This is a genomic window from Amycolatopsis sp. DG1A-15b, from assembly GCF_030285645.1.
Taxonomy (GTDB): Bacteria; Actinomycetota; Actinomycetes; order Mycobacteriales; family Pseudonocardiaceae; genus Amycolatopsis.
The window spans coordinates 3,453,335-3,479,060 of the sequence record NZ_CP127296.1 but is presented as its reverse complement, the minus strand read 5'-3'; the positions used below and the strand labels follow the sequence as shown (position 1 = coordinate 3,479,060).

21 protein-coding genes are annotated in these 25,726 nt (G+C 72.3%); 10 read left to right on the top strand and 11 right to left on the bottom strand.

What is annotated here, in order from left to right:
- Positions 1-46 precede the first annotated feature (46 nt).
- Positions 47-2,797 (top strand): P-loop NTPase fold protein, encoded by a 2,751-nt coding sequence (locus QRY02_RS15750; protein WP_285992267.1) that lies wholly within the window; start codon positions 47-49, stop codon positions 2,795-2,797.
- Here the strand turns inward: QRY02_RS15750 and QRY02_RS15745 are convergent.
- Entirely contained in the window at positions 2,794-3,642 is an 849-nt protein-coding gene (locus QRY02_RS15745; RefSeq protein WP_285992266.1) for a helix-turn-helix transcriptional regulator, read from the bottom strand. The genes QRY02_RS15750 and QRY02_RS15745 overlap by 4 nt on opposite strands.
- 124 nt (positions 3,643-3,766) lie before the next feature.
- Between QRY02_RS15745 and QRY02_RS15740 the strand changes: the two genes are divergently transcribed.
- Positions 3,767-4,540 carry an SDR family NAD(P)-dependent oxidoreductase gene (locus tag QRY02_RS15740; protein ID WP_285992265.1) on the top strand — a complete coding sequence of 258 codons (774 nt, stop codon included), beginning with the start codon at positions 3,767-3,769 and terminating at the stop codon, positions 4,538-4,540.
- On the opposite strand, the gene QRY02_RS15735 is transcribed toward QRY02_RS15740, so the two are convergent.
- The 3 genes from QRY02_RS15735 to QRY02_RS15725 all read right to left on the bottom strand — a co-directional run bounded on the left by QRY02_RS15735 (position 4,531) and on the right by QRY02_RS15725 (position 7,013).
- Positions 4,531-5,409, bottom strand: coding sequence for an alpha/beta fold hydrolase (locus tag QRY02_RS15735; protein WP_285992264.1), 879 nt, complete (start codon positions 5,407-5,409; stop codon positions 4,531-4,533). The two genes, QRY02_RS15740 and QRY02_RS15735, sit on opposite strands and share 10 nt — an antisense overlap.
- A gap of 68 nt (positions 5,410-5,477) precedes the next feature.
- A complete protein-coding gene (locus QRY02_RS15730; protein WP_013226939.1) occupies positions 5,478-5,660 on the bottom strand; it encodes a CsbD family protein in 183 nt (60 codons plus the stop codon).
- Positions 5,661-5,747: 87 nt separating this feature from the next.
- Positions 5,748-7,013 carry a cation:proton antiporter domain-containing protein gene (locus tag QRY02_RS15725; RefSeq protein WP_285992263.1) on the bottom strand — a complete coding sequence of 422 codons (1,266 nt, stop codon included), beginning with the start codon at positions 7,011-7,013 and terminating at the stop codon, positions 5,748-5,750.
- Positions 7,014-7,207: 194 nt separating this feature from the next.
- Here QRY02_RS15725 and QRY02_RS15720 point away from each other — a divergent pair, with 194 nt between their 5' ends.
- Together QRY02_RS15720 and QRY02_RS15715 are read left to right on the top strand one after the other, a co-directional pair.
- Positions 7,208-7,543 carry a hypothetical protein gene (locus QRY02_RS15720; RefSeq protein ID WP_285993846.1) on the top strand — a complete coding sequence of 112 codons (336 nt, stop codon included), beginning with the start codon at positions 7,208-7,210 and terminating at the stop codon, positions 7,541-7,543.
- 39 nt (positions 7,544-7,582) lie between these two features.
- A complete protein-coding gene (locus QRY02_RS15715) occupies positions 7,583-8,899 on the top strand; it encodes a cytochrome P450 (RefSeq protein ID WP_285992262.1) in 1,317 nt (438 codons plus the stop codon).
- Positions 8,900-8,941: 42 nt separating this feature from the next.
- Here QRY02_RS15715 and QRY02_RS15710 read toward each other — a convergent pair whose 3' ends face one another.
- The 5 genes from QRY02_RS15710 to QRY02_RS15690 all read right to left on the bottom strand — a co-directional run bounded on the left by QRY02_RS15710 (position 8,942) and on the right by QRY02_RS15690 (position 16,277).
- Complete coding sequence (locus tag QRY02_RS15710) at positions 8,942-12,598, bottom strand: family 78 glycoside hydrolase catalytic domain (RefSeq protein WP_285992261.1); 3,657 nt, start codon at positions 12,596-12,598, stop codon at positions 8,942-8,944.
- A 144-nt stretch (positions 12,599-12,742) separates the two neighbouring features.
- Positions 12,743-14,053 (bottom strand): DJ-1/PfpI family protein, encoded by a 1,311-nt coding sequence (locus QRY02_RS15705; protein WP_285992260.1) that lies wholly within the window; start codon positions 14,051-14,053, stop codon positions 12,743-12,745.
- Positions 14,054-14,055: 2 nt separating this feature from the next.
- Positions 14,056-14,445, bottom strand: a complete 390-nt coding sequence (locus tag QRY02_RS15700) for a hypothetical protein (protein ID WP_285992259.1) — start codon at positions 14,443-14,445, stop codon at positions 14,056-14,058.
- Positions 14,446-14,532: 87 nt separating this feature from the next.
- A complete protein-coding gene (locus QRY02_RS15695; RefSeq protein ID WP_285992258.1) occupies positions 14,533-15,186 on the bottom strand; it encodes a response regulator in 654 nt (217 codons plus the stop codon).
- A complete protein-coding gene (locus QRY02_RS15690) occupies positions 15,183-16,277 on the bottom strand; it encodes a sensor histidine kinase (protein ID WP_285992257.1) in 1,095 nt (364 codons plus the stop codon). The genes QRY02_RS15695 and QRY02_RS15690 overlap by 4 nt, the downstream gene beginning before the upstream one ends.
- Positions 16,278-16,397: 120 nt before the next feature.
- Between QRY02_RS15690 and QRY02_RS15685 the strand changes: the two genes are divergently transcribed.
- The 3 genes from QRY02_RS15685 (at position 16,398) to QRY02_RS15675 (ending at position 21,304) form a co-directional block, all read left to right on the top strand.
- A complete protein-coding gene (locus QRY02_RS15685; RefSeq protein WP_285992256.1) occupies positions 16,398-18,977 on the top strand; it encodes a glycosyltransferase in 2,580 nt (859 codons plus the stop codon).
- The gene (locus QRY02_RS15680) at positions 18,977-20,407 is read left to right on the top strand and encodes a radical SAM protein (RefSeq protein WP_285992255.1); all 1,431 of its coding nucleotides are present in this window, start codon (positions 18,977-18,979) and stop codon (positions 20,405-20,407) included. Before QRY02_RS15685 ends, QRY02_RS15680 begins: the two co-directional genes overlap by 1 nt.
- A gap of 93 nt (positions 20,408-20,500) precedes the next feature.
- Positions 20,501-21,304, top strand: coding sequence for a GH25 family lysozyme (locus tag QRY02_RS15675; RefSeq protein WP_285992254.1), 804 nt, complete (start codon positions 20,501-20,503; stop codon positions 21,302-21,304).
- Here QRY02_RS15675 and QRY02_RS15670 read toward each other — a convergent pair.
- A complete protein-coding gene (locus QRY02_RS15670) occupies positions 21,301-21,543 on the bottom strand; it encodes a hypothetical protein (protein WP_285992253.1) in 243 nt (80 codons plus the stop codon). The two genes, QRY02_RS15675 and QRY02_RS15670, sit on opposite strands and share 4 nt — an antisense overlap.
- A 126-nt stretch (positions 21,544-21,669) precedes the next feature.
- Between QRY02_RS15670 and QRY02_RS15665 the strand changes: the two genes are divergently transcribed.
- From QRY02_RS15665 to QRY02_RS15655, 3 genes are read left to right on the top strand one after another with little or no spacing between them, the layout of a single operon-like run.
- Positions 21,670-22,917, top strand: a complete 1,248-nt coding sequence (locus QRY02_RS15665) for a GDSL-type esterase/lipase family protein (protein ID WP_285992252.1) — start codon at positions 21,670-21,672, stop codon at positions 22,915-22,917.
- Positions 22,918-22,973: 56 nt separating this feature from the next.
- Positions 22,974-23,360 carry a hypothetical protein gene (locus QRY02_RS15660; RefSeq protein ID WP_285993845.1) on the top strand — a complete coding sequence of 129 codons (387 nt, stop codon included), beginning with the start codon at positions 22,974-22,976 and terminating at the stop codon, positions 23,358-23,360.
- Between the two features lie 28 nt (positions 23,361-23,388).
- Entirely contained in the window at positions 23,389-23,751 is a 363-nt protein-coding gene (locus tag QRY02_RS15655) for a ClpX C4-type zinc finger protein (RefSeq protein ID WP_285992251.1), read from the top strand.
- Positions 23,752-23,764: 13 nt separating this feature from the next.
- Here the strand turns inward: QRY02_RS15655 and QRY02_RS15650 are convergent, their stop codons facing one another.
- Complete coding sequence (locus tag QRY02_RS15650) at positions 23,765-25,666, bottom strand: S53 family peptidase (protein WP_285992250.1); 1,902 nt, start codon at positions 25,664-25,666, stop codon at positions 23,765-23,767.
- Positions 25,667-25,726: the final 60 nt, after the last annotated feature.

Genomic DNA, 25,726 nt, shown 5'->3' with positions numbered 1-25,726 from the left:
GCGGCGGGTGCGAGGTGGCATACTCCCGGGACATGCCAGCCACCTCATGCGCAAGACGATGAGCGTCGACAGCGAGGACACCCCGGCGGGGAACCCGTTTCCCCCGGTCGCCGTCGCGACCTTCGGGCATGATCCCGAGACGACGATCCAGACCCAGGCCGCCCGCTTGGCTCATGCCACCCTCGACAGCTACCTGGCAGAAAACGGCTGGCAGGGAAACACGATCGCGATCGTCGGCGACCGCGGCACCGGCAAGACCCACCTCGCGCTGAGCCTGCTGCGTTCAGCGGAATCCCACTCCGTCTCCAATTTCTACCTGGAGGCGCGGAACACGTTCTTGCACACCTATCGGCGCTTCATGGACCAATTGGGTACCGGTTACATTGCCGGCCTCGTCGAGATGTATTACGCGGATATCGTGGCCGACGCCACCGAATCCGCTGTTCCAGGTCAAGAGGAATTGCTCGACCGGGTCCGCAACCTCGAGATCGATCCGGCCACCGCTGTTGAGCGGCTCTCGCTGAGCGCGCCGGAGCTGTTGCGAAGGCTCGACCGGACTATGCGCGCAGTCGTCTCGGATGGCGACTTCGCCGGCGCGCTCGCCCTGTTGATGCGGGCGGATCGGAAAGACGCCGCGTGGGAATGGCTCACCTGTCAGCAGCCTGCCAGGGTCTTGGAGGAGGCCGGAATCAGCCGGCCGATCGATTCGGAAGCCGCGGCCATGGAAGCGATGGGGTCGATCGCTCAGCTCCACGGCTCGCAACACCGCAAATTCCTGCTGGTGATCGATGACGTCGAGGTGTTGTGGCCCGGTGAATTCGGCGGGGTGGACACGCTGACCGGGTTCAAGGCGCTGCTGGAGATATTTTCCGGTTCCGGTGCTCTGCTCGTCTTGCTCGGTGTCCCGGAATTTCTCGCGCAACTGAGCGTCGATGTCCGGCAGCGCCTCGGCCGGGTGATCGAGATGCCGCCTCTCCCGGCGGATGCTGTCCGATCTCTCATCGAGCAGAGCCAACAGGCGTTCTCGGGACGTCGCGGCCTCGAGCCGTTCACCGAAGAGGCCGTCGCCCGCATCGCGGAAGTGTCCGGCGGCAACGCGCGCACGATCATCATGCTCTCTCATGAGGTCTTTCGACGGGCGAGCGCGGAGGGTGTGCCGGCGACTGTCGGCATGGTGACGGACGTGGCCCGGGAAATGCCGTTGACGGCCGCAGCGGAGCCGGATGCGCGGGCCGCCGAACCGCAGCCCGGCCGCCCTGAAGTCCACGAGAAGTCGGACGTCGACTGGACCACGGACACGCCGACCGACGTCGACCTGCTCAAGCGTGATGCGCTGGCGGAGGTGCTCGCGGCGCGGATCCTGGAAACCCGGGAGCGGCATCCGGGCACGTCGTTGCTCGTGCACGTGGACGGCGAATGGGGCTCCGGCAAGAGCACGCTCTTGGGACTGCTGGGCAAGCGCCTGACCGGTGAAGGCCTGCTCGTCACCCTGTTCGACGCCTGGCAGCAGTCCCGGTTGTCGCCGCCGTGGTGGGCCTTGCTGACCGCGGTCCGCAACGCGATCGTGCAAGACCGGAGCTGGTGGGGCCGCCGGAAGCTCAGGGTCAAGGAGCTGGCCGCGCGGGCGAGCCGGTCGGGCGCACCGTTCTTGTTGTCCGCCATCCTGCTGATCGTGGGTGCGGGTGGGATCGGGCTGCTCGTCCGCGCGGTCGTCGGGAGCCAGCAGCCGGGTTCCGAGCTGCTGAAGGTTGTCCTCTCGGCCATCGCGGCGGTCGGCGTGCTGTGGCCCGGCGCCCGGGTGGCCAGCCGGGTTCTCCTGTGGGATTCGGCCAGTGGCGCCCGGTTGTTCGAGCAGACCGGCGCGAACCCGATGGCCCGGGTCGCCGAACACTTCGGCTGGCTGCTCCGGCAGTCCGGGAAGCCGATCGTCCTCTTCATCGACGACCTCGACCGGTGCAAACACGACTACGTGGTGGAAGTCCTCGAAGCCGTCCAAACGCTGCTCCGAGACGCTCCTGGAGGGCATCGCGGCCGGAGCGGCGGCTCGCCGGCCGCCTACGTCGTCGTGAGCGCCGACGGGTATTGGATCCGGCAGAGCTTCACCACGTGGTACGCGGAGTTCGACGACGACGGAAGGCCATCGGCAGGCCCGCTGGGCTACCAGTTCATGGACAAGCTGTTCCAGCTGACTGTGCCGATGCCGGCGTTGGGCGCCGCGGCCCAGCACCGGTTCCTGGGGCATCTCCTGAACGTCACCGACGGTGAATCCGACCTGCGGAAGGCGCCCGCCGCTGTCGAGGCCAGAGGCCGGATCCGGGCTGCCGCCGGTGACGAAGGCCGGATCCTGGCGGCCCTGAACGACATCGCCGAACCGGAGATACGCAACGCCGTCGCCGTCGACGCGGTGCGCGCCGTCGCCGCCCCGGAGACCCGGACGAGCACCGAACACATGCTGCGGAAGTTCGCTCCGCTGATCGGCAGCAATCCCCGGGAGATCAAGCTCTTCCTCAACACCTACAGCATCTTGCGCGCCGTCCGGACGCTCGAGGGCAACACGCCCGAGGCCGGCGTGCTGGCCTTGTGGTCCGTGCTCCGGGTCCGCTGGCCGGCGGTCGCCGACCACCTGCAGCGCAAGCCGGCGTCCGTCCTCGGCCTCCGGGAACCACAGTGGAGTTCGGATCTTTTCCCGGAACACCTGCTCGACGCGGTCCGGAGCAGGGAACTGCGCGCGATCGTGACCGATCCGAGCGGCCCGCTGACCGAGGACGCCATCCGCCGCTGCTGCGGAGCGGACTAGCCCGGGCCGGGCTCTTCGCCGACGAGCGACTGCGTCCCGAGGACACCCAGCAGCGCCAGGCGCTCGGCCTCGTCGCTGCCGGGCTCGGCGGTGTAGACCATGAGACGCAGGTCGCTGCCCGCGACGCTCAGGACGTCGCAGTCCAGGGTCAGCGGGCCGACGTCCGGGTGGTCGATGGTCTTGCGGGCGGACTCGTGGTGGGCGACGGCTCCCGATTCCCACAGGGCGGCGAAGCGGGTGCTGCGCCGCCGGAGGTCGGTGATGAGTGCGTGGAGGTCCCGGTCGTCGGGGTAGCGGCCGGCGGTGCCGCGCAGGTCGGCGACCAACGCCGCCTGCAGTGTGTCGCGGGAGCCGGGGGTGTCGCGGACCCGGGTGTGCGGGTTCAGGAAATTGCGCCGGACGCCGTTGAGGTCGCTGCCGTGCCATTCGCCCATCAGGGCCGTATAGAGCGGGTTGGCGAGCAGCTGGTTCCAAGCCGCGTCGAAGACGGCGACGGGTGTGCCGGCCAGCCGGTCCAGCATGCGGTGGACGCCGGGCGTGATGTGCCGGGGGACCGAGCCGGGGCCCGGGGGCGCGAGACCGGCCAGCCGGAACAGGTGCGTCCGTTCGTCCTGGGTGAGGCGCAGGGCCCGGGCCAGTGCTTCGACGACCTGGGCCGAAGGGCTGGTGGCGCGGCCCTGCTCGAGCCGGATGACGTAGTCGGCGGAGATGCCGGCCAGCTGGGCCAGTTCCTCGCGGCGCAGCCCGGCGGCGCGGCGGCGGTGGCCCGCGGGCAGGCCGGCGGCCTGGGGTGAGACGCGGTCGCGCCAGTGGCGCAGGGCCGTGCCGAGTCCGGTGTTCGCCATCCCCCGATTGTGCAAGCCGGCCGGTCGCTTGTCCTGGTACCGCCCGTCCCAGGAAAACCGGACACTTCCCGCCGCCGCGGTCCGGGCCGATCGTGGTGGCAGCACCCCGGAAGGAACGGAACCCATGAACCAGCTCGCTCTCGTGACCGGCGCCACCTCCGGCATCGGCCGGGCCTTCGCCGAACGCCTCGCCGCCGACGGCCACGACCTGATCGTCACCGGCCGCCGCGAGGACCGCCTCGCCGAGTTCGCCGCCGCGCACCCGGACGTGAGGGTGCGCACGGTCGCCGCCGATCTGTCCACCGACGACGGCGTCGGGACCGTCGCCGCGCTCTGCGCCGCCGAGCCGCTGACCATGCTCGTGAACAACGCCGGTGTCGCCCACTACATGCCGCTGGCGCAGCTGCCCGCCGACAAGGCCGCCGAGCTCGTCCACGTCAAGGTCGCCGCGCCCACCATGCTCACCCGGGCCGCGGTCGCGGGCATGCAGGAACGCGGCGAGGGGAAGATCGTCAACGTGGCCGGGATGATCGCCTTCAGCGGTCCCGCCGACTCCTCCGTCATGCCCCGCCGCGCGGTCTACGCCGGGTCCCTGGCCTACCTCGTCGCCCTGTCCCAGGCCCTGAACGCCGAGCTCGCGGGCACCGGTGTCGGGGTGCAGGTGCTGTGCCCGGGCGTCGTCGCCACCGAGTTCCACGAGCGCCAGGGGCTGGACCTCAGCGCGGTGCCGCGCATGTCCGCCGCCGACGTCGTCACCGCGTCCTTGCGCGGCTTCGAGCTCGGTGAGGTCGTCACCGCCCCGGGGGTCGAGGACGCCGGCCTGCTCGACGCCGTCTTCCGGGCCGATCTCGCCGCCTTCGGCGGGCAGCGCCCGGAACTCGCCTCCCGCTACCGCTGAATCCCGCCGAAGAACCCGCTCAGCGCGGTGGCGAGCGCCTCGGGGTTCTCCTCGGCCACGTGGTGCCCCGACTCGATCGCGTGCCCGCGCAGGTCGGCCGTCCACGGCCGCCAGACGGCCAGGACGTCGCCGTAGAGGTCTTCCATGTCGTCGTCCCGGGACCACAGCACCAGCGTGGGGCAGGTGATCCGCCGCCCGGCGGCGCGGTCGGCGTCGTCGTGGGCGCGGTCGACACCCAGGCCCGCGCGGTAGTCCTCGAGCATCGCGGTGACCGTGGCCGGGTCGTGGATCGCGCGGTGGAAGTCGGCGAAGTTCTCTTCGCCGAGCCGTTCGGGGGTGTTCCTCGTGCGGACGTCGTACCAGGCGTCGGGGTCGGCGGTGATCACCCGCTCGGGTATTTCCGGCTGGGCGAAGAAAAACCAGTGGTACCAGTCCCGGGCGAACCGCGCGTCGCACCGGGCGAGGGCCTCGCCGATCGGGACGGCGTCGAGGATGGCCGCGCCGCGGACCACGTCCGGGTGGTCGAGCGCCAGCCGCGTCGCCACGTAGGCGCCGCGGTCGTGGCCCGCCACGAAGAACTCGTCATGCCCGAGGTGCCGCATCAGCGCGACGCAGTCCGCCGCCATGACGCGTTTGCTGTAGGGCGTGTGCTCCGCGTCGGTCGGCGGCTTGGTGGACTCGCCGTAACCGCGGGTGTCCGGGCACACGACGGTGAACCGCTCCGCGAGCCGCGGAGCGACGCGGTGCCACGTCGTGTGCGTCCGCGGATGCCCGTGCAGCAGCAGGACCGGCGGCCCGGACCCGCCGTGGCGCACCCGCAGTGTCACCGCACCGACGTCGACGCGGTCCAGTGTGAAGCCCTCGAACACCTACTGCCCCCGGACATGAGCCCGCTGCCGCACCCCGGGGTTCCGGGATGCGGCAGCGGAGAAACGGGTCACTTCTTGTCCGTGACACCCTTCACAGCGTCCTTGATCTTCTCGCCGGCCTGCTTGAGCGAGCCCTTGGCCTGCTCGGACTTGCCTTCGGCCTGCCACTGCTCGTTGTCGGTGGCGTCGCCGACGGCTTCCTTGGCCCGGCCCTTGAGCTCTTCGCCCTTGTTTTCCAGTTTGTCGTTCATCAGGGTGCACCTTCCGTCACGGCGACATTTCCGGATCGGCCAGTCGCCAAAAGGGCCTTGACAGACTGATACCCACTCCTCGCGCGGCTACACATCGGCCGGCAGGTGGCCGCCCATCCGCTCGATCCGCTGGATCGCCGGCTCCGCGAGCACGCCGTGCACGATGACCGACACCGCGACGGCGAGGGCGCCGACCCGCCAGAGCACGTCCTGCTGCGGCACGGGGAGCCGGTTGAGCGTGTAGGCCAGGTAGTAGAGCGTCCCGATGCCGCGCACGCCGAAGAACGCGATCGCCGCGGTGGCGGGCCGTCCCGGCGACGGCGCGCCGAGCAGCGACAGCCAGCCCACCAGCGGCCGGACCACCAGCACGGCGACGACGGCGATCACCACTTCGAGGGGTTGCAGCCCGCTCAGCAGGCCGTCGCCGATCGCCAGGCCCAGCCCCAGCAGGGCGAGCGGGACGAACAGCCGTTCCAGCTGGTGGCCGAAGGCGTGCAGGACGCCGTGGTACTCGTGCTCGCGCTCCTGCGTGCGCACCGCGACCGCCGCGACGAACACGGCGACGAACCCGTTGCCGTGCACCACTTCCGAGATGGCGTAGGGCACGAACGCCAGCGCGAGCAGGACCAGCCCGTCGGCGTACTCGGCCAGCCGCAGCCGGTCCGACGGCGTCCGGAAGATCGCCCAGCCGAGCAGCCGGCCGGTGACTAGGCCGGCCACGACGCCGACGACCAGGGGCAGCAGCAGGTCCACCAGCACCCAGGACGGATCCAGGCGGGGCTCGCCGCTCGCCAGGGCCAGGCCGAGCAGGACGAACGGCATGGTGAGGCCGTCGTTGAGCCCGGCTTCCGTCGTCAGCGTGAAGCGGATTTCGTTGTTCCGGGCCAGTTCCGGCTCGACGTCGGGGTGCGGGACGCCGATGTCGCCCGCCAGCACCGGGTCGGTCGGCGCCAGCGCCGCGGCCAGCAGCAGCGCGACGCCGGGAGCGAGCGCAAGCCACCAGTACCCGAGCACGGCGATCGCGAGGATCGACACCGGCATGGTGACCGCGAGCAACCGCCACGTCGACCCCCACCGGCGCAGGCCGAACGGGCGGTCGACCGACAGCCCCGCCCCGGCGAGCGCGACGAGAATGCCCAGCTGGGCGAAGGATTCCACGCTGTGCAGGTGGGCGGCGGGGTCGCTCCAGCCGTTGCCGTAGGGGGCCGGCAGCGGGAGCAGCCCGAGCACGATCCCGGCCACCAGCATCACCAGCGGCACGGAAAACGGCCGGTCGGCGACCAGCTTGGGCACGATCGCCGCCGCGAGCGCGAGCAGGCCGGCCACTCCGAACAACACCGTCAACGATGACAAAAGGTCTCCTCCTGCGCGCTCGTCCCGCACCACCGCGGCCAGGAGACCCGGGCGAGCGTGGATGCCGGGTTCCACCGGGGCGCACCGCGATCGGCCGGGCACCCGGGAGCCGGGTAGCGTGGCGGGAAGAGGCGCGCCGCGACCCGGATTCCCGGCGTGCGAGCGGCGAAACCGAGGAGGCCGCGGTGACGGCGATGAACGGGGCGGGCAGGCCGTGCCGGTTCTGCGGCAGGCAGCGCGACCCCCGGGTGCCCGGCCGGAACGGGCCGATCTGCGTGGACTGCGTCCGCGCCGGCCTGCGTGTGGTGCGCGACGGCGCGGACCGGGAGAGCGGCGCGGGTGACGTGCTGGCCGCGGTGACGTCACCGCTGGCGGCGGTCTGCGACTTCTGCGGCCGCCGCGAGCGCCGGACGTTCCTCGGGCTCCGGCGTCCGCTGCTGCGCGTCGACTGCGCGGCGCGGGACGCGGTGATCTGCGTGGACTGCCTGGACCACGCCGGTGATGTGCTGAACGTCGCCCTGCGCGGCTGAGGGCGTTTCCGGCCCGGCCACCGCGGGTAGCCGGGCGCCATGACGTCCACTCGGGAACACCGCACCCGGCCGGAGACCGCTTCGGTCGCCGAGACCCTGCGAGTCGCGCTCGAGGTGGCGCTGCCCACGCTGGCCGGCGGGGTGATCAAACGTCGTCCCGCGGCGATGGCGCTGGCCGGGAAGCTGCAGTTCGACCGCCCGGCCGTGCGGTTGCTGCGCCGGCTGCGCGAGCGCCACTACGGGCGTCCGCTGAAGCTGCGCGTCCCCGGCCGGTCGGTGGAACTGGCGCTGTCCGGCGCGGACGTGAAGCGGCTGCTGGCCGGCGCGCCGACGCCGTTCAGTCCGTCCACAGTGGAGAAACGGGCCGCGCTGAGTCACTTCCAGCCGCACGGTCTCCTGATTTCGGACGCGGCCGACCGGCCGGCCCGCCGCCGGTTCACCGAGGCCGTGCTGCAACCCGGCCGTCCGCTGCACGAGCTGGCGGCACCGTTCGCCCGGGCCGTCGCCGAGGAAGCGGCCGTCCTGCTGAGCGAGGTCACCCACAGCGGCGAGCTCGACTGGGACACTTTCAACGTCACCTGGTGGCGCCTGGTCCGCCGGATCGTGCTCGGCGCGGGCGCCCGTGACGACACGACGCTCACCGACCAGCTCGAACGCCTCCGGCTCGATGCGAATTGGGCGTACGCGCATCCGAAGCGCAAGCAGCTGCGCGAGGAGTTCCGCCGCCGCCTGACCGGGCACCTGGACCGCGCCGAGGCGGGCAGCCTGGCCGCCGCCATCGCCTCGGCCGGCGAGGACACGGCGCCCGACCAGGTGGCGCACTGGTTGTTCGCGTTCGACGCGGCCGGCATGGCGACCTACCGGACGCTGGCGCTGCTGGCGAGCCACCCGGCCGCCCTCGACCGCGCCCGCGCGGACCTCGACGGCGCCGACCTCGCGGAACCGAACCAGCTGAGTTACCTGCGCGCGTGCGTGCTCGACGCGGTGCGGCTGTGGCCGACCACGCCGATGATCCTGCGTGAGACGACGGAGGAGACGTCCTGGGGACCGGCGGGGACGACGGTGCTGATCTTCACGCCGTTCTTCCACCGGGACCCCGACCTGCCGTACGCGGACCGGTTCGAGCCGGACCTCTGGCTCGACGGCCGCGCGGCGGAGAACCCGGCCCTGGTCCCGTTCAGCGCCGGTCCGGCCATCTGCCCCGGCCGCGACCTGGTCCAGTTCTGCGCGAGCACGATGCTGGCGAACCTGCTGCGCGACCACGGGTACGAGCAGGCGTCGGGACCGGTGCTGTCCCCGGAGCGCCCGCTGCCGGCCACCCTCGACAACTTCCACCTGAAGCTCAAGCCGGTCTGAGCCGGCGCCGCCGCCGTGGCGCGGCGGCACCGGCTCAGGCGGTCACACCGGTGCGGTGAAGACGTACGAACCCGCGGGCAGGAAGTACGTCCCGGGCGCCGAGGGCACCGCCTCGGGCGGCGCGGTGATGCCCGACGGCCGGGACGTCGGCACCACCACCGTCGCCGAGGAACCGGCCGGGACCGTCACCCGCAGCGTCAGCTTCCCGCCCGCGGCTGACCAGTCGCTGACCGCGCCGCCGTACGGCGTCTCGTAGGCCGACTTCGCCGACGTGAGGCCGCCGCCCGGCTGGGGTGCGATGCGCAGCGACGCGTACCCGGGTGACGCCGGGGCCAGGCCGCCCACCGACCGGTACAGGAAGTCGCCCACCGAGCCGAGGCCGTAGTGGTTGAACGAGTTCATCCCGGGGTCGTTGAACGAGCCGTCCGGCTTGATGCCGTCCCAGCGCTCCCAGATCGTCGTCGCGCCGTGGCCGACCATGTAGCCCCAGCCCGGGAAGTCCGGCTGCAGCAGCACCCGGTAGGCGACGTCGGCGTGGCCGTGCGCGGCCAGCACGGGCAGCAGGTTCTCGACGCCGAGGAACCCGACGCTCAGGTGCCCGCCCGCCGCGGCGACGCGGGCCGCCAGCTTGTCCGCCGCCGGCTGGACGCGGTCGGCCGGCAGCAGCCCGAACGCCAGCGCCAGGACGTACCCGGTCTGCGTGTCCGACCCGATCGTGCCGTCCGCCGCCACGAAGCGAGCGGTGAACGCGGCACCGACCTGGTCGGCGAGCGTCCCGTACTTCGCCGCTTCGGCGGGGTGCCCGGTCGCCGCGGCCATCCGCGACACCAGCCGTGACGACCACGCGAAGAACGCCGTCGAAACCAGGTCGTGCGGGGTCTCGTCGTTGACGTTGAGCCAGTCCCCGTACGTCTGGTGGTCGCGGATCAGGTCGGCGCCGGAGGTCGACCGCAGGTACTCGATCCACCGGACCATCGCGGCGAAGTGCTCGTCGATCACGCCGGTATCGCCGTAGCGCTGCCACAGGGTGTAGGGCACGATGACGCCCGCGTCGCCCCAGCCCGCGGTGCCGGAGCCGTTCAGCACGCCCGGGGCGACGTCGGTGAACGATCCGTCGTCGTGCTGCGCGTCGACGAGGTCGTCGCTGAACTTGCCGAGGAAGTTCGCGACGTCGAGGTTGAACGTCGACGTCGCGGCGAAGATCCCGATGTCGCCGGTCCAGCCGAGCCGCTCGTCGCGCTGCGGGCAGTCGCTCGGCACCGACAGCATGTTGGAGCGCTCACCCCACAGGATGTTGTGCTGCACCTGGTTGACGAGCGCGTCGGACGACGTGAAGGTGCCGGTCTGCGCGCCGGAGGTCCACATCGCCCGGCCGGTCAACGTCGCCGCGGTCGGCGCCGCGGGCAGGCCGGTCAGCTCGACGTACCGGTAGCCGTGCACGGTGAACCGCGGTTCGTACGTCTCGGCGCGGCCGGTGCCGGCGAGGGTGAACCGGTCGGTGGCCTGGGCGGCGCGCAGGTTCGTGGTGTAGACGGTCCCGTCGGGGTTGAGCACCTCGGCGTGCCGCATGGTCACCGTGGTGCCGGCCGGGCCGGTCACCGAAAGCCGGTTCCAGCCGCCGAAGTTCTGGCCGAGGTCGGCGACCCACACCCCGGGTTTCGGCTGGGTCCAGGCGACGGGCTTGAACTCCTGCTGCACCGTGACGCCGTTGTCAGCCTGGGACACCAGATTCGGCTTGGCGTCGCCGCGCACGCGAGGCGCCGCCCAGCCGCGGTCGTCGAAGCCGGGCCGGTCCCAGCCGGCCGCCGCGAGCCGCGCGTCGTAGGTTTCGCCCTGGTAGAGGTCGTCGGCGCGGATCGGGCCGTCGGCGGTCTTCCAGGTGCCGTCGGTCGCGACCGTGGTGCTCGTGCCGTCGGTGTACGTCAGCCGCAGCTGGGCGGAGTACCACGGCTCGGTGCCGTACTTCTGGCTCCCGGCGATGCCGACGCTGCCGGAGTACCAGCCGTTGCCCACCAGCGCGCCGAGCACGTTCTCCCCGGCGCGGATCTGCCCGGTGACGTCGGAAACCCGGTACTGCAGGCGTTTCGCGTAGTCCGTCCAACCGGGCGCGAGGACCTCCGAGCCGACCTTGACGCCGTTGAGGTGGGTCTCCTGCAGCCCGAGCGCGGTCGTCAGCAGCCGGGCGCTCGCGACCGGCTTCGTGACGGTGAAGCTCTTGCGCAGCAGGGGAGCGGGCGCGCTCACGGCGACGTTCGCGCCCCACGGGCCGGTGCCGTACGCGGTCAGCGCCCGCGCGGCGGCCCAGGAGCTGTCGTCGAAGGCGCGCTGCTGCCAGCCGTCCGGGCCGGTCCGGCTCGCCTTCCACGTCCCGTCGGTGACCGTCTGCGGTCCACCTTGGACGATCAGCTTCGCGATGGTGCCCGCCGGGCTCTGCGTGGTGTTCTCCGTGCTGATCGCGATGGTGTTCGCCCCGGCCGTCAGCAGGCTGCCGACCTCGACGACCGCGGCCGTCTTCCACGAGTCGGCCACTCGCGGCGAGTCGCTGACGCGGGTGCCGTTGACCCACACGGTCGCGGTGTCGTCGCCGGTCACGACCAAAGTGGCCTTCGCCGGGGCCGCGGCCAGGTCCAGGGTCTTGCGGAAGAAGCGGGTCGACGGCGGCACCCCGCCGAGCGGATCGCCTTCGGGGTACCAGATCCAGCTCGCCCCGGCGAGGTCCGGACCGGCCGTGGCGCGGCCGAGGAAGGCGCCGGTCCACTCGGCCGCCGGGCTCCGGAGCGCGGTTTCGAAGCGCTGCACCGGGCTCCAGCCGCTCGGCCGGCCCTGGCCGTCCCAGACGCGGACGCGCCAGGTGTAGGCGGTCAGCGAGGCGAGTGCCGGGCCGCCGTAGGCGACGTCGGCCTGCTGCGCCGAGGCGACGCGGCCGCTGTCCCAGAGGTCCTTCCCGCCGGTGGACAAGACGAGCTGGTACGCCGACTGCCGCTGCTGCGGCGCCGCCGACGTCAGCTTCCAGCCGAACCGCGGCCGCGCCGGGTCGACGCCCAGCGGGTTCACGCGGTTCGCGACCGTGGCGCTCGCGACCGAAAGCGGTGACGCCGCGACGGGGTTCGGCGTGGTGACGCCGGCGCCCCACGGCGCGGTGCCGTAGGCGCCGAGGTCCGCGGCCGGCGACCAGGTCCCGTCCGCGAAGCCGGGCTGTTCCCAGCCCTCCGGCACGGTCGTCGCGCTCTTCCAGCCGGGCCCGGTGGTGAGGTCGGTGCTGCCCGCCGCGGTCGTCACCCGCAGCCGCCCGAGCAGGCCGGCCGGGCCGGCGGCGTTGCGGACGGCGACGGCGAGGGTGTTGCGGCCGGGGACGAGCGCGGGCCGCAGGTCCACCGGCAGCGCCGTGCGCCACGAGTCCCTGGTGCGGGCCGAGGAGGCGAGCGGGGTGCCGTTGAGCCAGACGTCGGCGGTGTCGTCGCCGGTGAGCAGGAGCCGGGCGTCGGTGACCGCGCCGGCGGGGACGGTGAACGTCGTGCGGAAGTACCGGGTCCCGGCCGGCGCGGCGACACGGGCGTCGCCCTCCGGGTACCAGATCCAGTGCGCGCCGGACAGCCCGATCGGCGGCGCGGCGCCGGCGGGGGGAACCGCGGCGGCCGACAGGGCCAGGATCGCGGCGAGCGTGGTGGTGGTGGCGCGCCAGAGCTTCGAGGGCAGCATGCAGGCTCCCTTGCGGCGGGGATGGGGACGCGAATTAGAACGTTTCAACCAAGCGCTGAGAGGTGACTGTAATCACCACCTCACGTGTTGGCAATACGCCACCGGTACGCACGAGGCCCGCAAGCGGCCGTTTCGGCCGGGTTCCTAAATCGTTTCAGGACGCCGGGACCGCCGCACCAGGATGAGCACGACGACCACCGCGGCGCCCAGCAGGATCAGCGCGATCGGCAGCGCCGTGGGCAGCCAAGGCCAAGTGTCGCCTTCGAAGACGACTCCGTCGGTGGGCAGCTCCAGCACCTTCGCCGTCCACCGCGCGGTGGCGACGTCGGTGCGGCGGGACAGCCCGCTCACCGCAAGGTCGTAGGGGAAGCCGGGCCGGTCGTGGACGTACTCGGGCGCCGGGCCGCCGGGCGGCGGGGTGACTCCGCGAATCGCGCCCGGCACGAGCAGCCGGTCGAGCCGGGCCGAGGCGAGGGAGGCGCGGGGCAGGAACGTGAGCCCGTGCCGGGACCGGATCGGGCCGCCGTCGAAGCCGACGGCAAGCGTGCGTGAAGACAGGGACTGGCCTTCGGTGTCGAACACCGACGCGAGTTCGACCTCGCCGATGCCGTTCGCGAGCAGCACACCCGTTTCGCCGGGGTGCCAGCGGAACCCGGCGTTGAGGATCGCCGCCGCGTCCGGCATTCCGGCCGGCGGGTGCACCGGCACCGCGGTGCCGTAGCGGCGCCAGCCGATGGCGGCCGCGGCGTCGGCCGCCACCGCGGGCCCGGCCAGCCGCTCGACCCAGTGCAGCGTGCCGTCGATGCCGGAGAGGATCCCGGCGGTGGTCACCACGTTCCCGTCGTCGACGAACCGCATCCCGCGCACCCACCGCACGGCCGGGTACTCGGCGGCCCAGGCGTCGACCTTCAGCCAGTGCGCGGTGGCCGGCCGCCCGTCGAGCAACCCGGCGGAGGCGAGCACCGCGCCGCCGTTGCAGACGCTGAGCAGCTTCGAACCGTGCGCTGCCTGGGCCCGCAGCCAGGTGGTGACCGGTTCGGTGCCGGGCTCGCCGACGTCCGGGAACGCGGGGACGACGACGAGGTCCGGCGCGGACCCGCCGAGCCGGGCGGCGAGGCCGGCGAAGTCGAAGTCCGGCACCAGGTCGAGGCCGCCGGTCAGCGGCTCCGGCTCGCGGTGCGGCGCGACCGTGTAGACGTTGAACCGGCCGGTCGCGGCCAGGATCTCGTAGGGGGCGAGTGCGTCGGAGACCACGGCACCGCGGTCGCCGACGACGACCACCGCGGTCGGCTTGGCCGGGTCGTGGGGGACCGGCGCCGCGGCGGGGACGGCCCGCGGCGGGCCGGGGGCGTAGAGGGCGTCGATCGCGCCGAGCGCGGAGACGGTCGCGCCCACGGCGGGAACCGCCAGCACGGCGGCGATCGCGGCGAGGAGGAAGGCGAGGCGCTTCAGCATGATCAGTGCCAGTACTCGGCGCGGCGCCACACCATGGCGGCGAGCATCAGTGGGAACATGACCACGTGCCCGGCGACCATCAGCGTGGTGCCGGAGATCGCGCCCAGCCAGTACGGCACGAGCAGCGCGGCGAACGGCAGGTACATCGCGGCGGCCATCTCGGCGATCCGCGGCCACGCGTGGCGGCGCAGCGCCATGGCGAGCACCATCGCGACGGTCATGTTCGTGGCCATCACGATCGCGCCGATGTCCGCGCGCTCGAGCCAGGCGGCCGGCCACAGCGAGCCGAGCGCCACCATGCCGATGAGCATGGCGACGACCATTTCGACGTAGTGGCCGGCGAACCGGGCCAGCTTGCGGGCGGGGGTCCGGGTGGTTTCGGTGGTGGTCATGGTTCCCTCCAGGGTTCGTTCCCGGACGAGAATCGCGCCTGGAGGCCGTGCTGCCAGGTGCCGGAAGTCATGACCGGGGGTCACGGTCTAAAGCAGGCCGAGATCCCTCGCGCGCAGTGCGGCCTGGGTCCGGTCACGGGCGCCGAGCTTGCCCAGCACGTTCGTGACGTGGTTCTTGACCGTGCCTTCGGCGAGGAACAGCGCCGCGGCGATCTCGCGGTTGCTGCGGCCGTCGGCGAGCAGCCGCAGCACGTCGAGTTCGCGCTCGGACAGCGGCACCACCAGCGGCTGGGGCCGCGGCTCCGGCGCGTCCGGCAGCTGCGCGAACCGCGCCAGGACCTTCGCCGCCACCGACGGCTGCAGCACCGACTCCCCGCGGGCCGCGGCCAGCACCGCCTCGACCAGCCGTGCCGACGAGACGTCCTTCAGCAGGTAGCCGACGGCGCCCGCGCGAAGGGCGGCGAAGACGTCTTCGTCGTCGTCGAAGGTGGTCAGCGCGATGACCCGGGTACCGGGGTGCTCGACGCGCAGCCGCCGGGTCGCGGCCACGCCGTCGAGGACCGGCATCCGCAGGTCCATCAGGACGACGTCCGGGGCCAGCGAAGCGGCTTCGCGCAGGGCATCGGCGCCGTTCCCGGCTTCGCCGACGACGGCGATGCCGTCGTGGGTGGCGAGCAGGGTGGCGAGGGCTTCGCGGAACAGGGCCTGGTCGTCGACGAGCAGGACGCGGACCGGCGTCATCCGGGGATCTCCATGGTCAGGGCGCTGCCGCCGCCGGGGGTCGAGGTGAAGGCGAGCTCGCCGCCGAGATGGGCCGCCCGTTCCCGGAGCCCGACCAGGCCGAAGCCGGTCGGCGCGCCGCCGTCGCTGCCCCGGCCGTCGTCGCGGACTTCGACCCGGACCGCCGCGGCGGCGTAGCCGAGGACGACGTCCACGGTCTCGGCGCCGGCGTGCTTGCGGACGTTCGTCAGGCCTTCCTGCACCGCCCGGTAGAGCGCTTCGCGTTGCTCCTCGGGGAGCGGACGTTCGGTGCCGGTCACGGTGAGCCGGGCCGTGACACCGGTCGCCGACGTCTCTTCCGCGAGGGCTTTCAGCGCCTCCGGCAGCGGCGGGACCAGCCTTGGCTCGCGCAGCGTCCGCACCGAGCGGCGCACCTCGGCCAGCGCGGTTTCGGCCTGCTCCTGCGCTTTGGCCAGGACGTCGTCGGCCTTGCCGGGATCGGTCGGCAGCACCGCCCGCGCGGCCTTCACCTGCATCTGGACGACGGTGAGCGAATGCCCGAGCCCGTCGTGGATGTCGCGCGCGACGCGGTTGCGCTCCTGCGCCGTCGCGAGGCGCTCCGCCTGGGCGGCGTGGTCGCGGAGTTTCGCGTGCGCTTCGGCGAGTTCGCCGCGCGAGCGCTGTTCCCGCAGCAGCAGTTCGGTGATGATCGCGGCGAACAGCACCGACATGAGCGTGCCGATCCCTTCCCGCAGCCCTTCGCCCAGCGACATCCCGAGGTGCACGAGCGGCACCACGGCGATCACGAGCCCGATCGCGGGCCGCGGCAGGCGCAGCAGGACGCACTGGCTGACCAGCACGACCAGGAACAGCGTCGTCCCGACGCCGGCGTCGATCGTGAAGAGCACGAAGGCCAGGGGCAGCTGGACGGCGACGTAGGCCGCGCCCCACGCGAGCCGCTCGCGGCGGCGCACCCAGCCGAAGACCGCCGTCGCGAGCACGGCGAAGACCGCGCCGAGCGCGAGCGCGAGCCGGGGTTCCCCGGAGCCGAGGACCCCGAGCTCGATCGAGAGGAAGGCGCCGCAGGTCAGCACCCCGAGGGCCCGGTTCATGCGGTCACTGTGGGGGCTGCGGGCTTCCGCGGTCAACCACGAAAGCGCTCACACGGCCGTTCGACGTGATGGCGCTTACGCTGGAAACCACGGCGAGGCCGATACGGGGGTTTGACATCGATGTCAGTGCTCTGGGGCGTGTCCTTCGACGCCACTCCGCTGTCCGGGGTCGTGGTCGAGTTCCTCAAGACGGCGCACCGCTTCGCCGCTCGCGGGCACCGCGTCCACCTGGACCTCGGGTACGACATCAAGGCCGACAAGGGCGCGTTCTTCCGGCCCTACCGCGACGAGGCCGAGCTGCTGCCGGACTGGGTCACGCTCGACCGCGTCGAGGGGCTCGAGCAGATCCGGGGCTACGACCGCGAGTTCGTCGAAGCGGTGCTCACCCGGATCGTCCAAGCCGGTGACGACACGCTGCGGCCCGAAGCCGACCGGATCGCGAGCGAGCTGGCGGACCGGATCGTGGCCACCTGGGAACGCCTCGGCGTGACCGTGGTGATGGTGGAGAACGGGACCCTGCCGGAAAACCTCGCCTACACCGAGGCGCTGTACTCCGCGATCGACCGCTACGGTGCCCGCCACCGGCTCGGCCGGTTCGTGTTCTGGCGCGACCACGACCTGATGTGGCAGAGCGAACCCGGGATCGCCAAGTACGGCACGTTCCCGTACCCCGGTGTCCCCGCGCCGCGGAACTCCCCGCACATCCACTACTTCGCCCTGCACGAGCAGGCGAAGGCGCGGACGCTGGAGTGGGTCCCGGAGCTGGCGAACATCGACGTCCTGCCCAACTCCTTCGCCATCGCCCCCGCGCGGATCGACGAGCGCAACGCGGCTTTCCGGCGTGACCACGGCATTCCCGACGACGTCCCGCTGCTGGCCCGGATCACCCGGATCATCCCGCAGAAGCGCATCGACCGGGACCTCCACCTGCTGGCCCTGCTGCCGGACGCGTGGCTGTTCGTCGCCGGCGACGTCGGCGAGACGCCCACCGAGCACGCCCGGCTCGTCGATCTCGCGAACCGGCTGGGGGTGCGTGAGCGCGTCGTGTTCGGCGGCTGGCTGACCCCGTACGACACCGCGGTCCCCGGCCGGTACTCCGTGCGCGACCTCCTCGCCCACACGACCGTCGTGTCCTTTCTGACCTCTTACGACTACGAGAGCTACGGCAACCCGGTCAGCGAGGCGATCGCCTCCGGGACGCCGTACATCACCAGCGGGTACGAGCTGTACGACGTCGTCTACGGCAGCTTCCGGGCGCCGGTGCTGGACATCCGGGCCCGCGACCTGCCGGACGCGGCGTTCGCGCGCGAAGTCGCCGAGCTGATCACCGACGAAGGGAAACGGGCCGAAGTGGTGCGGGTGAACTCGGAACTCGGGCAGGCGCGGTTCGGCGCGCGGGTCGTCGACGAGCTGGTGGACCGGCTGTACCCGCCGCCGATGGGCGCGGCGACGCGGCTGAGCGTCGTGCTGCCGGTGTACAACGAGGCCGCGAACCTCCCGGAGGTGCTGCGGACGCTGCACGACCAGCGCGACGGCGACGTGCCCCTGGACAAGAGCCGGTACGAGGTCGTGCTCGTCGACAACAACTCGACGGACGACACCGTGGCCGTCGCGCACGCCTTCGCGGCGGCGCATCCGGACCTGGCCCTGCACGTCATCCACGAACCCGAACAGGGCGTTTCGTGCGCGCGGCGAGCCGGAATGGACTTTGCCGCCGCCCGCAGCCGGAACCGGCCCGAGAGCGACCCGGGGGAGCGGTACTACCTCGTCTCCGCCGACGCGGACTGCCGGGTCGACCCGCACTGGCTGAGCGAGCTGTTCGCCGCGATGGAGACGAGCAAGGCCGCCATCGGCGTCTGCGACTACTACTACAACGCCGGGCACTTCACCGGGCGGCCGCGGCTGTGGGACGCGATCCAGCGGACCCTGCGGTGCCGCGCCGTCACGTTCGCGCTCTTCGGCGGCTTCCCCGACGGCAAGGGCTTCGCCGTCGAGCGCGACGCCTACGAGCGCGCCGGCGGCATCGAGATCTTCTACCAGCTGCAGGACGGCGAGTTCGTCAACCACCTCTCCGACGACTGGGACTTCGGGATCAAGGTCGCCAGCGGCGGCGACGCGATCACCTACGCGCCGCGCTCGCGCGTCGAGATCAACCCGCGCCGCGTCGACCACGCCATCGACGAGGTCATCGCCGGCCGGGCCTACGGCTCGGACGGCATCATCGTCATGCGCGACATCCGGCCGTCGGCGCCGCCGGTGCCCACCGACCTCACCGAAGCCGAGGCCAAGCAGGCCTGGGAGTTCTCGATCAAGGACTTCACGCCGAAGAACACCATCCTGCCGGTGCTGCTGACGCCCGCGCTGCTGGAGGACGACGCCGTCATCGCGTTCTTCGGCCACGACCTGGCCGCGCGGCTGGCCCGGCGGATCAGCGAAATCCGGCACGAGATGCGGGTCGTGGACTTCACGCCGATCCACGCCTACAAGACGCCGTCGTACCGGTTGTACTTCGAGTTCGCCGACGAGCTGTTCGCGTGCCTGCGGCGGCACGTGGGCGAGGACATCGGGTACCCGCCGCCACTGCCGCCGTGCCTGGCGGCGGTGCCGGCCGCGCGGTTCGCGGAATTCGTCCGCTACTACTGCGAGGACCGCGAGTCGGGCGAAGCCCACAACTACTTCGGCAACGGAGGGGTGTTCTGATGACCCTGGGCTACGAAGAAGCGGTCGGCTCGCTGCACGCGATCGACCCCGCGTGGCCGCGTCCCGGCGTGCTCGACGTGCTCGAAGCGCCCGAGAACCGGCACCTGCTCGACTTCGTGCAGGAAGACCCGTTCGGGGCGCACGTGTTCCCCGGCAACGAGCCCGGCTCGCCGCCGGAGTTCCTGCGCGACCTGGACGCGCAGCTGGCGTCCTCCGGGCCGATCCACCTGTGGTCCTACATCCCCACCTGCGCCTACCGCTGCCGGTTCTGCCAGTACCCGGTGGTGCTGGTCAAGGGCAAGATCGAGAAGGCGGCGCACTGGGTCGACCTCAACATCGCCGAGGCGCGGCTGTGGCTCGACGCGGTGCCGAACCTGACGGGTGCCGAAGTGGGGGAGTTCAACGTCTTCGGCGGCACGCCGTCGCTGCTGCCGGAGCCGGAAATCCGGCGCCTGCTGGAGTTCTACCGCGCGCACTTCGGGTTCACCGACCGCACGACGATCCGCTTCGAAGGCGACCCCAGCACGTTCACCCCGGCCAAGCTCGAGCTGCTGCGGGAGCTGGGCTGCACCAAGCTCTCCAGCGGGGTCCAGTCGTTCGACGACCACGTGCTGGCGCTTTGCGGGCGCGAGCACACCGCGCAGATGTGCGTCGACTTCGTCCGGAACGCCACCGCGGCGGGCTTCGAGTGGGTCAGCATCGACCTCATGTACGGCCTGCTCGACCAGACTCTCGACAGCGTCCGCCGCGACCTGGACGTCGTCCTGGACAACGAAGTCACCGCGGTGGTGTGCACGAAGCTGCACCTGGCGTCCTACAGCGACACCCGCACCGGCGTCACCGGGGAGAAGCCGGCCGCGTGGCAGCTGCCGTCCTACCGGGACAAGCTGGTGCGCGACGGGCACCGCTGGCCGACGCTCGGCGAGCAGTACCAGATGCGGGAGCTGCTCACCGACGGCCTGCGCGCGGCCGGGTACACCGAGCACCCGACGATGTACTTCGCCCGCGACGGCCTCGGGCCGGAGAAGTGGAAGTCCATCATGGTCGACCAGGACAAGCAGGAGGCCGAAGTCGCGATCGGGCTGGGCGGCAGCTCGAGCTGCCGCGCGTCCGAGGCGATCACCGACGTGAACTCCCGCCGCTACGCCGAAACCGTGCACGCCGGCCGTATCCCGCTGGGGTCGGCGACGCGGTTCACCCCCGAGGCGCAGGAGGCCCGGGCCGTCAAGATGGCGCTCACGACGTTGCAGCCGGTGCGGGATTCCGTGCACACCGCGCGGTTCCCGGGGCGGTCGCTGTTCGCGGAACCGTGGCTGGGCAAGTTCCGTTCGCTGGCTTCGCGGGGCCTCGTCCGGTTGCGGCCGGGCGTCGTCGAACTGACCCCGGCCGGGGAAGTGCTCGTCGAGGCGATCATCACCACCGAACTCTGAAGATCACTGCATCGGGTGACACAAGCCTCGCGGGGACCGAGCCCGGCAGGCAGCATGGGTTGCGGATCTGCCCGTACCGAGATCGGAGCCCGGATGAACCGAACCGTGACGGGACAGCGGCTGGCGGGAGCGGCCGCGCTGGCGGTGCTCGCGGCGGTGGTGGTCGCGACGCCCGCCCGAGCCGACTACTCCCTGGCCGACACGAACTACGCGGGCACGCAGATCGCCCGCCACGAAGGCGTCCGGGGCACTCCGCGGACCGACCCGCCCGGGCAGACGCTCGGGCACGACGTCAGCGGGCACCAGGGTCCGGTCGACTGGGCCGCCGCGGCCGCCGCCGGGGCGAAGTTCACCTACGTCAAGGCGACCGAGGGCACCGGGTTCGTCAACCCGCAGTTCGGGCAGCAGTACGACGGCGCGCACGCGGCGGGCATCATCCGCGGCGCCTACCACTTCGCCCGCCCGGACGTCTCGGGCGGCGCCCAGCAGGCGGAGTACTTCATCGCCAACGGCGGCGCCTGGCGCGCGGACGGCACCACGCTGCCCGGCGCGCTCGACATCGAGTACAACCCGTACGGCGACGTCTGCTACGGCAAGAACCCGGCCGACCTGACGGCGTGGATCGCGGACTTCACCCGCACGTACCTGGCGAAGGTCAAGCGCAGCGCGTTGATCTACACGAGCACGGCCTGGTGGAAGCAGTGCACCGGCAACACGGCCCGGTTCGGGAACACCGATCCGCTGTGGCTGGCGCGGTACGGCCCGGACGTCGGCGAACTGCCGGCGGGGTGGGAGAAGCAGAGCATCTGGCAGTTCGCCCGTGGCGGCAGCCTGCCGGGGGACCAGAACTACTACAACGGCCCGATCGGCCGGGTACAGGCGCTGGCCAAGGGTTAGCGCCCGCGCCGGCGCAGGTCGGGCCACGGCGGCCGGTGCACCATGGCGATCCCGGTGAGCGTGGCGGCGACCAGCCCGATGCCGATGCCCAGCAGGGCGACGCGCGTGGCGTCGACGGCCGGTTCCCACCGGGCCTGGCCGTCGCGGACCGCGAACACGCCGACCGGCCGGTGGACCGGGATCACCGTCGTCCCGTCCGGGGTTTCGTACGGATCGCCGAAGGTGCGGGGTTCGGTCATGCCGCCATCGAACCGGAGACCGCCGCCGCTGACAAGATCGGACAAAACCTTGTCCCTTCCGTGACCGGCTGCCTACGATCGCCGGGAGCTGTCCACCGCTCGTCCATTGTGGACTCGGGAGGCGTCGTGCGCAGGGTCGCCGTTCTCGCTGCGGTTTCCGTGGCCGTGGCCGCCGTCGTCTCCGCTCCGGGGGCCGCCGGGGCCGCGCGGACGTGGTTCACGTCGTGGGCACAGTCGCAGGACGGGCGGGCCGACACGGCGGTCACCGGCCAGTCGCTGCGGATGATCACCCACCTCAGCCAGGGTGGCGACGCGGTGCGCGTCCGGTTCCAGAACACCTTCGGCACCGGGCCGCTGACCATCGGGCACGCCACCGCCGGGCCGAGCGCGGGCGGCGCCGCCGTCACCGGGGTCCGCGACCTGACCTTCTTCGGGCGGCACGCCGTCACGATCCCGGCGGGCGGTGAGGTTTGGAGCGACGAGACGTGGCTCGCGACGCGCCCGGACACCGACCTCGCGGTCAGCATGGCGGTCGAGGGGAGCGCCGTGCCCGGCCGCCACGGCGCGGCGCTGCGCGACAACTACCTCACGCCGCCGGGCTCGGGCGACCACGCCGGCGATGCTTCGGGCGGCGCCTTCACGGCCACGGTGGGCGCCACGTACGTCGTCAGCGCCGTCGACGTGCACAACGCGGCTCTGCGGGGCGTCGTCGTCCCGTTCGGCAGCTCGGTCGTCGACGGCATCGGCAGCACCAACTGCGGTCCCGGCTGCACCGAGCTCGGCACGAACCGCCGGTGGACCGACGACCTGGCGCGGCGGATCGTCGCCTCGTCCGCGCAGCTCGCCGTCGCCAACGCCGGCGTCTCGGGCACGACGAGCGCCCGGTCGTGCCCGGGGATGCCGCCGTCGGTCGCGGGCCTGGACGCGGCGAGCCGCCTGGACCGGGACGTGCTGGCGCTGCACGGCGTCACGGCCGTCATCTACTACTACGGCACCAACGACCTCGCGTACGGCTGCGACGCGGCGACGATCCTCGACAGCTACCGCGCGGTGTTCGCGCGGCTGCGGGCGGCCGGCATTCCGGTGTACGTCACGCCGAGCACGCCGAGGCCGGGGTACAGCGACCAGGCGAACCTCGCCCGGCACGAGATCGCGTTGTTCGTCGAGCGCTGGAACACCTGCGGCGGCACGTGTTCCGGCGTCGTCGACTTCGACACGGTGCTGGCGGATCCGCTGAAGCCGAACAGCATCCTGCCCGCCTACGACAACGGCGACGGCATCCACGCGAACGCGGCCGGCCAGCAGGCGCTGGCCGATTTCGTGTCGGTGCCGATGCTCACCCGATCCGGGCCGGTCGGCCACACGATGGGGTGAGCCGGCGAGTCGGAGCGGCGGGACTGTGCGTGCCGGTCAGCAGAGTACCTCCGGTGATGAACGAGTCGATGGACGACGCCGGGTGCTGCCTGCTGTCGGTGGCCTGGAACGTCGCCCCGCTGGCCGAAGGACCGCCCGGCTCCCGCCGCGGCGACCTGCGGCGCACGGTCGAGGCGGTGTGCCGCACCGCCGGCCACGGCGCCCGTGACTGGGCCGCGCGGCACGGGGCGGGCACCGAAGCGCAGTACCGGCCGTTCCTGCAGCTCGCCGACGTCGCCTACGAGATCGCGACGCTCCTGCTGCTGGTGGAGGACTTCCTGGTGCCGGACCTGGAGCGGGAACACCGCCGCTGGGCGGAGATCGAGGAGCTGACCGGCCGGCTGACCGAGCTGTCCGCGTGGACGGCGGCCTTCCTCTTGTCAGGCGCACCCTTACGACTGTAAGGTTGCGCCTGACAAGGGAGGTCTTTCGATGAGTGCTGCGGTGTTCGCGCGCTGCTCGTTCTGTTCGAAGCCCAACACGGAAGTGGACACGCTGGTCGCCGGCCCGGGCGTGTTCATCTGCGACGGGTGTGTGCAGCTGTGCGTGTCGGTGATCGAAGGCAAGCCGGCGGACGTGCCGCTCATCGCGCCGTGGGAGCACGACCTGCCGCTGGAGCAGGTGCTTTCGAACCTGCGCCCGGTCTCGGTGGCGAGCACCCAGGTCCAGGAGAACCTGGCGGCCTGGGTGGGCAAGGCACGCGCCCTGGGCGGAACCTGGACCCAGATCGGCGAGGCGCTGGGCATGACCCGCCAGTCGGCGTGGGAGCGGTTCGCCCAGGCCGCGGCCCGCTGAGCGGCGGTCTCGCTCAGGTGCCGGCCCCGCCGTCGACGCCTTGAGGTCGACGGCGGAAGGACTCGATCAGTTCCCGGGTGGGGGAGCCCAGGCCGGTGACCGTGTTGTAGCCGGGGGCGTGGACGAGGTTCGAGTCCGCGTATTGCCCCGGCGTGATCAGGTCGACGAACCCGTGCTTCACGACCGCGAACGCCACCGTATCCGGCGTCCCGGCGGGGTTGTCGGCGATGGCGTGGTAAGCCGACCGGGGGCGGGCGTAGAGGGCCGGGTTCGCGAAGCCGAGGGAACCGTGTGCCTGGACCAAGAGGGCCTCGACCCCGGCGAAGGCCGGTGAGGACAGGCTCGTGCCGCCCCCGTTGCCCACCTTGTAGGACAGGCTGCCGTCGAGGTTGTAGTCGGTTTCCCCGACGAGCAGGCACAAGTCGGGGTCCGCCAGGGCGGCGACGTCGGGCACCGTGCGCATCGCCGGTGATCCGGCGAACGACGCGGGCACGACGCCGCGCTGGTAGAACGGCTGCGGGAACACGGTGCTGGTCCCGCCGCCGGAGGCCTTGCCCTGGTAGCCGGGCAGCTCCGCTTCCCATGAGCTGCCGTCGCCGGACAGCGGCACTTCGTCGGTCGCCCAGCCGATTTCCCACCGGTACGAGTTGACCGGCCCGATCGCCAGTGTGGTGCCGCCGACCGCGGTGACCCACGGGCTGGACGCCGGGTACTCGACGGTCCGGATGCCGTCGTCGGTGCCGCCACCGCCGGAGTCGCCGCTGGCGAAGGTGAAGGTGATGCCCTCGACCGCGGCTTCCTGGAACGCGCGTTCGTAGGCCGCGACGGCGTCCGGGGCGGAGCCGGGGGTGTAGCCGACGATGATGGACCCCGACACGACGTCGGCGAGGTGCCGGTCGACGATCCGGACGATCGCGTCCAGCACGTCGTCGCCGTAGCGGGCCCGGGAACCCACCACGAAGGCGATGTCCGCCTCCGGGGCGATCGCGTGGGCGGCCTGGACATCCATGGCGAACTCGCCGCTGGCTTCCTCGGGCCGGGCGTCGGCCGGGACGTAGGCGGTGAACTGGCCGGGGGCGAACGGCGGCTCGCCGTGCTCGGTCGCGAAGCGGTCGGCGTCGGGCAGGGCGTTGATCTCGTTGCCGATGCTGACGATCCCGATCGTCACGCCCTTGCCGGTGAGGCCGGTCCCGGTGATCCCGTAGGCGTCGCGCACCTGCCGCGGCGTGTACCCGCACGGCGCCCATTGCGCGGGGTGCCCGTAGGCGGGCGGGAGGTCGGTGGCCGGGGTGTCGCCGTAGTGGGCCGGGCAGGGGCTGGTGGGCGCCCCTCCCGAGGTGGCGCGAGAGGCCGTCCGGGACCCGGTCCCGGGCGGCGGACCGGAGGGGCGGGAGCCCGTCACGGCGGTGAGCCCGGTGACGGTCAGGACGTCCCGCCCCACCGCCGCGGGCACCGTGACCGGATCCACGGCCGCCCGGAACGGGGTGCCGTAAAGGGTGTAGTTGTCGAAGCGGGTGCCGAACGCCTCGGCCGCCTGCGCGACCGTGCCCTGGGCGACGACGGCCCGGGAGCCGGCGCTGACGATCGACAGGCCGGTGCCGCGCAGCCACTCGCTGACCGCGTCGATGCGGTGCTGCGCCGGCCCGAAGCGGGCGCGGGTCTGCTCGGCGGTCAGGTAGTGGCCGTAGCGGCGATCACGCGGGTCCGACACCGCGCGGGCGTAGGCGGCCAGGCTGCGGGAGTCACCCGCGAGGAACACCTGGGCGGTGACCGGGGCCGCCGGATCGGCCGGCCCGGTGTCGGTCCCGTCGTGGACCACGTGGGTGGACCGGGTGCCCTCGAGCCCGCGGACCGGTACTCGTGACGGTGTGTCCGCGAACGCCGGCGCGGCGGGCGTGATCACGGTCGCGATCACCCGCTGACCAGCAAGCTCGTGCGCTGTCGTCGGCTCCGCACCGGCTGTCCTTCCCTGGGG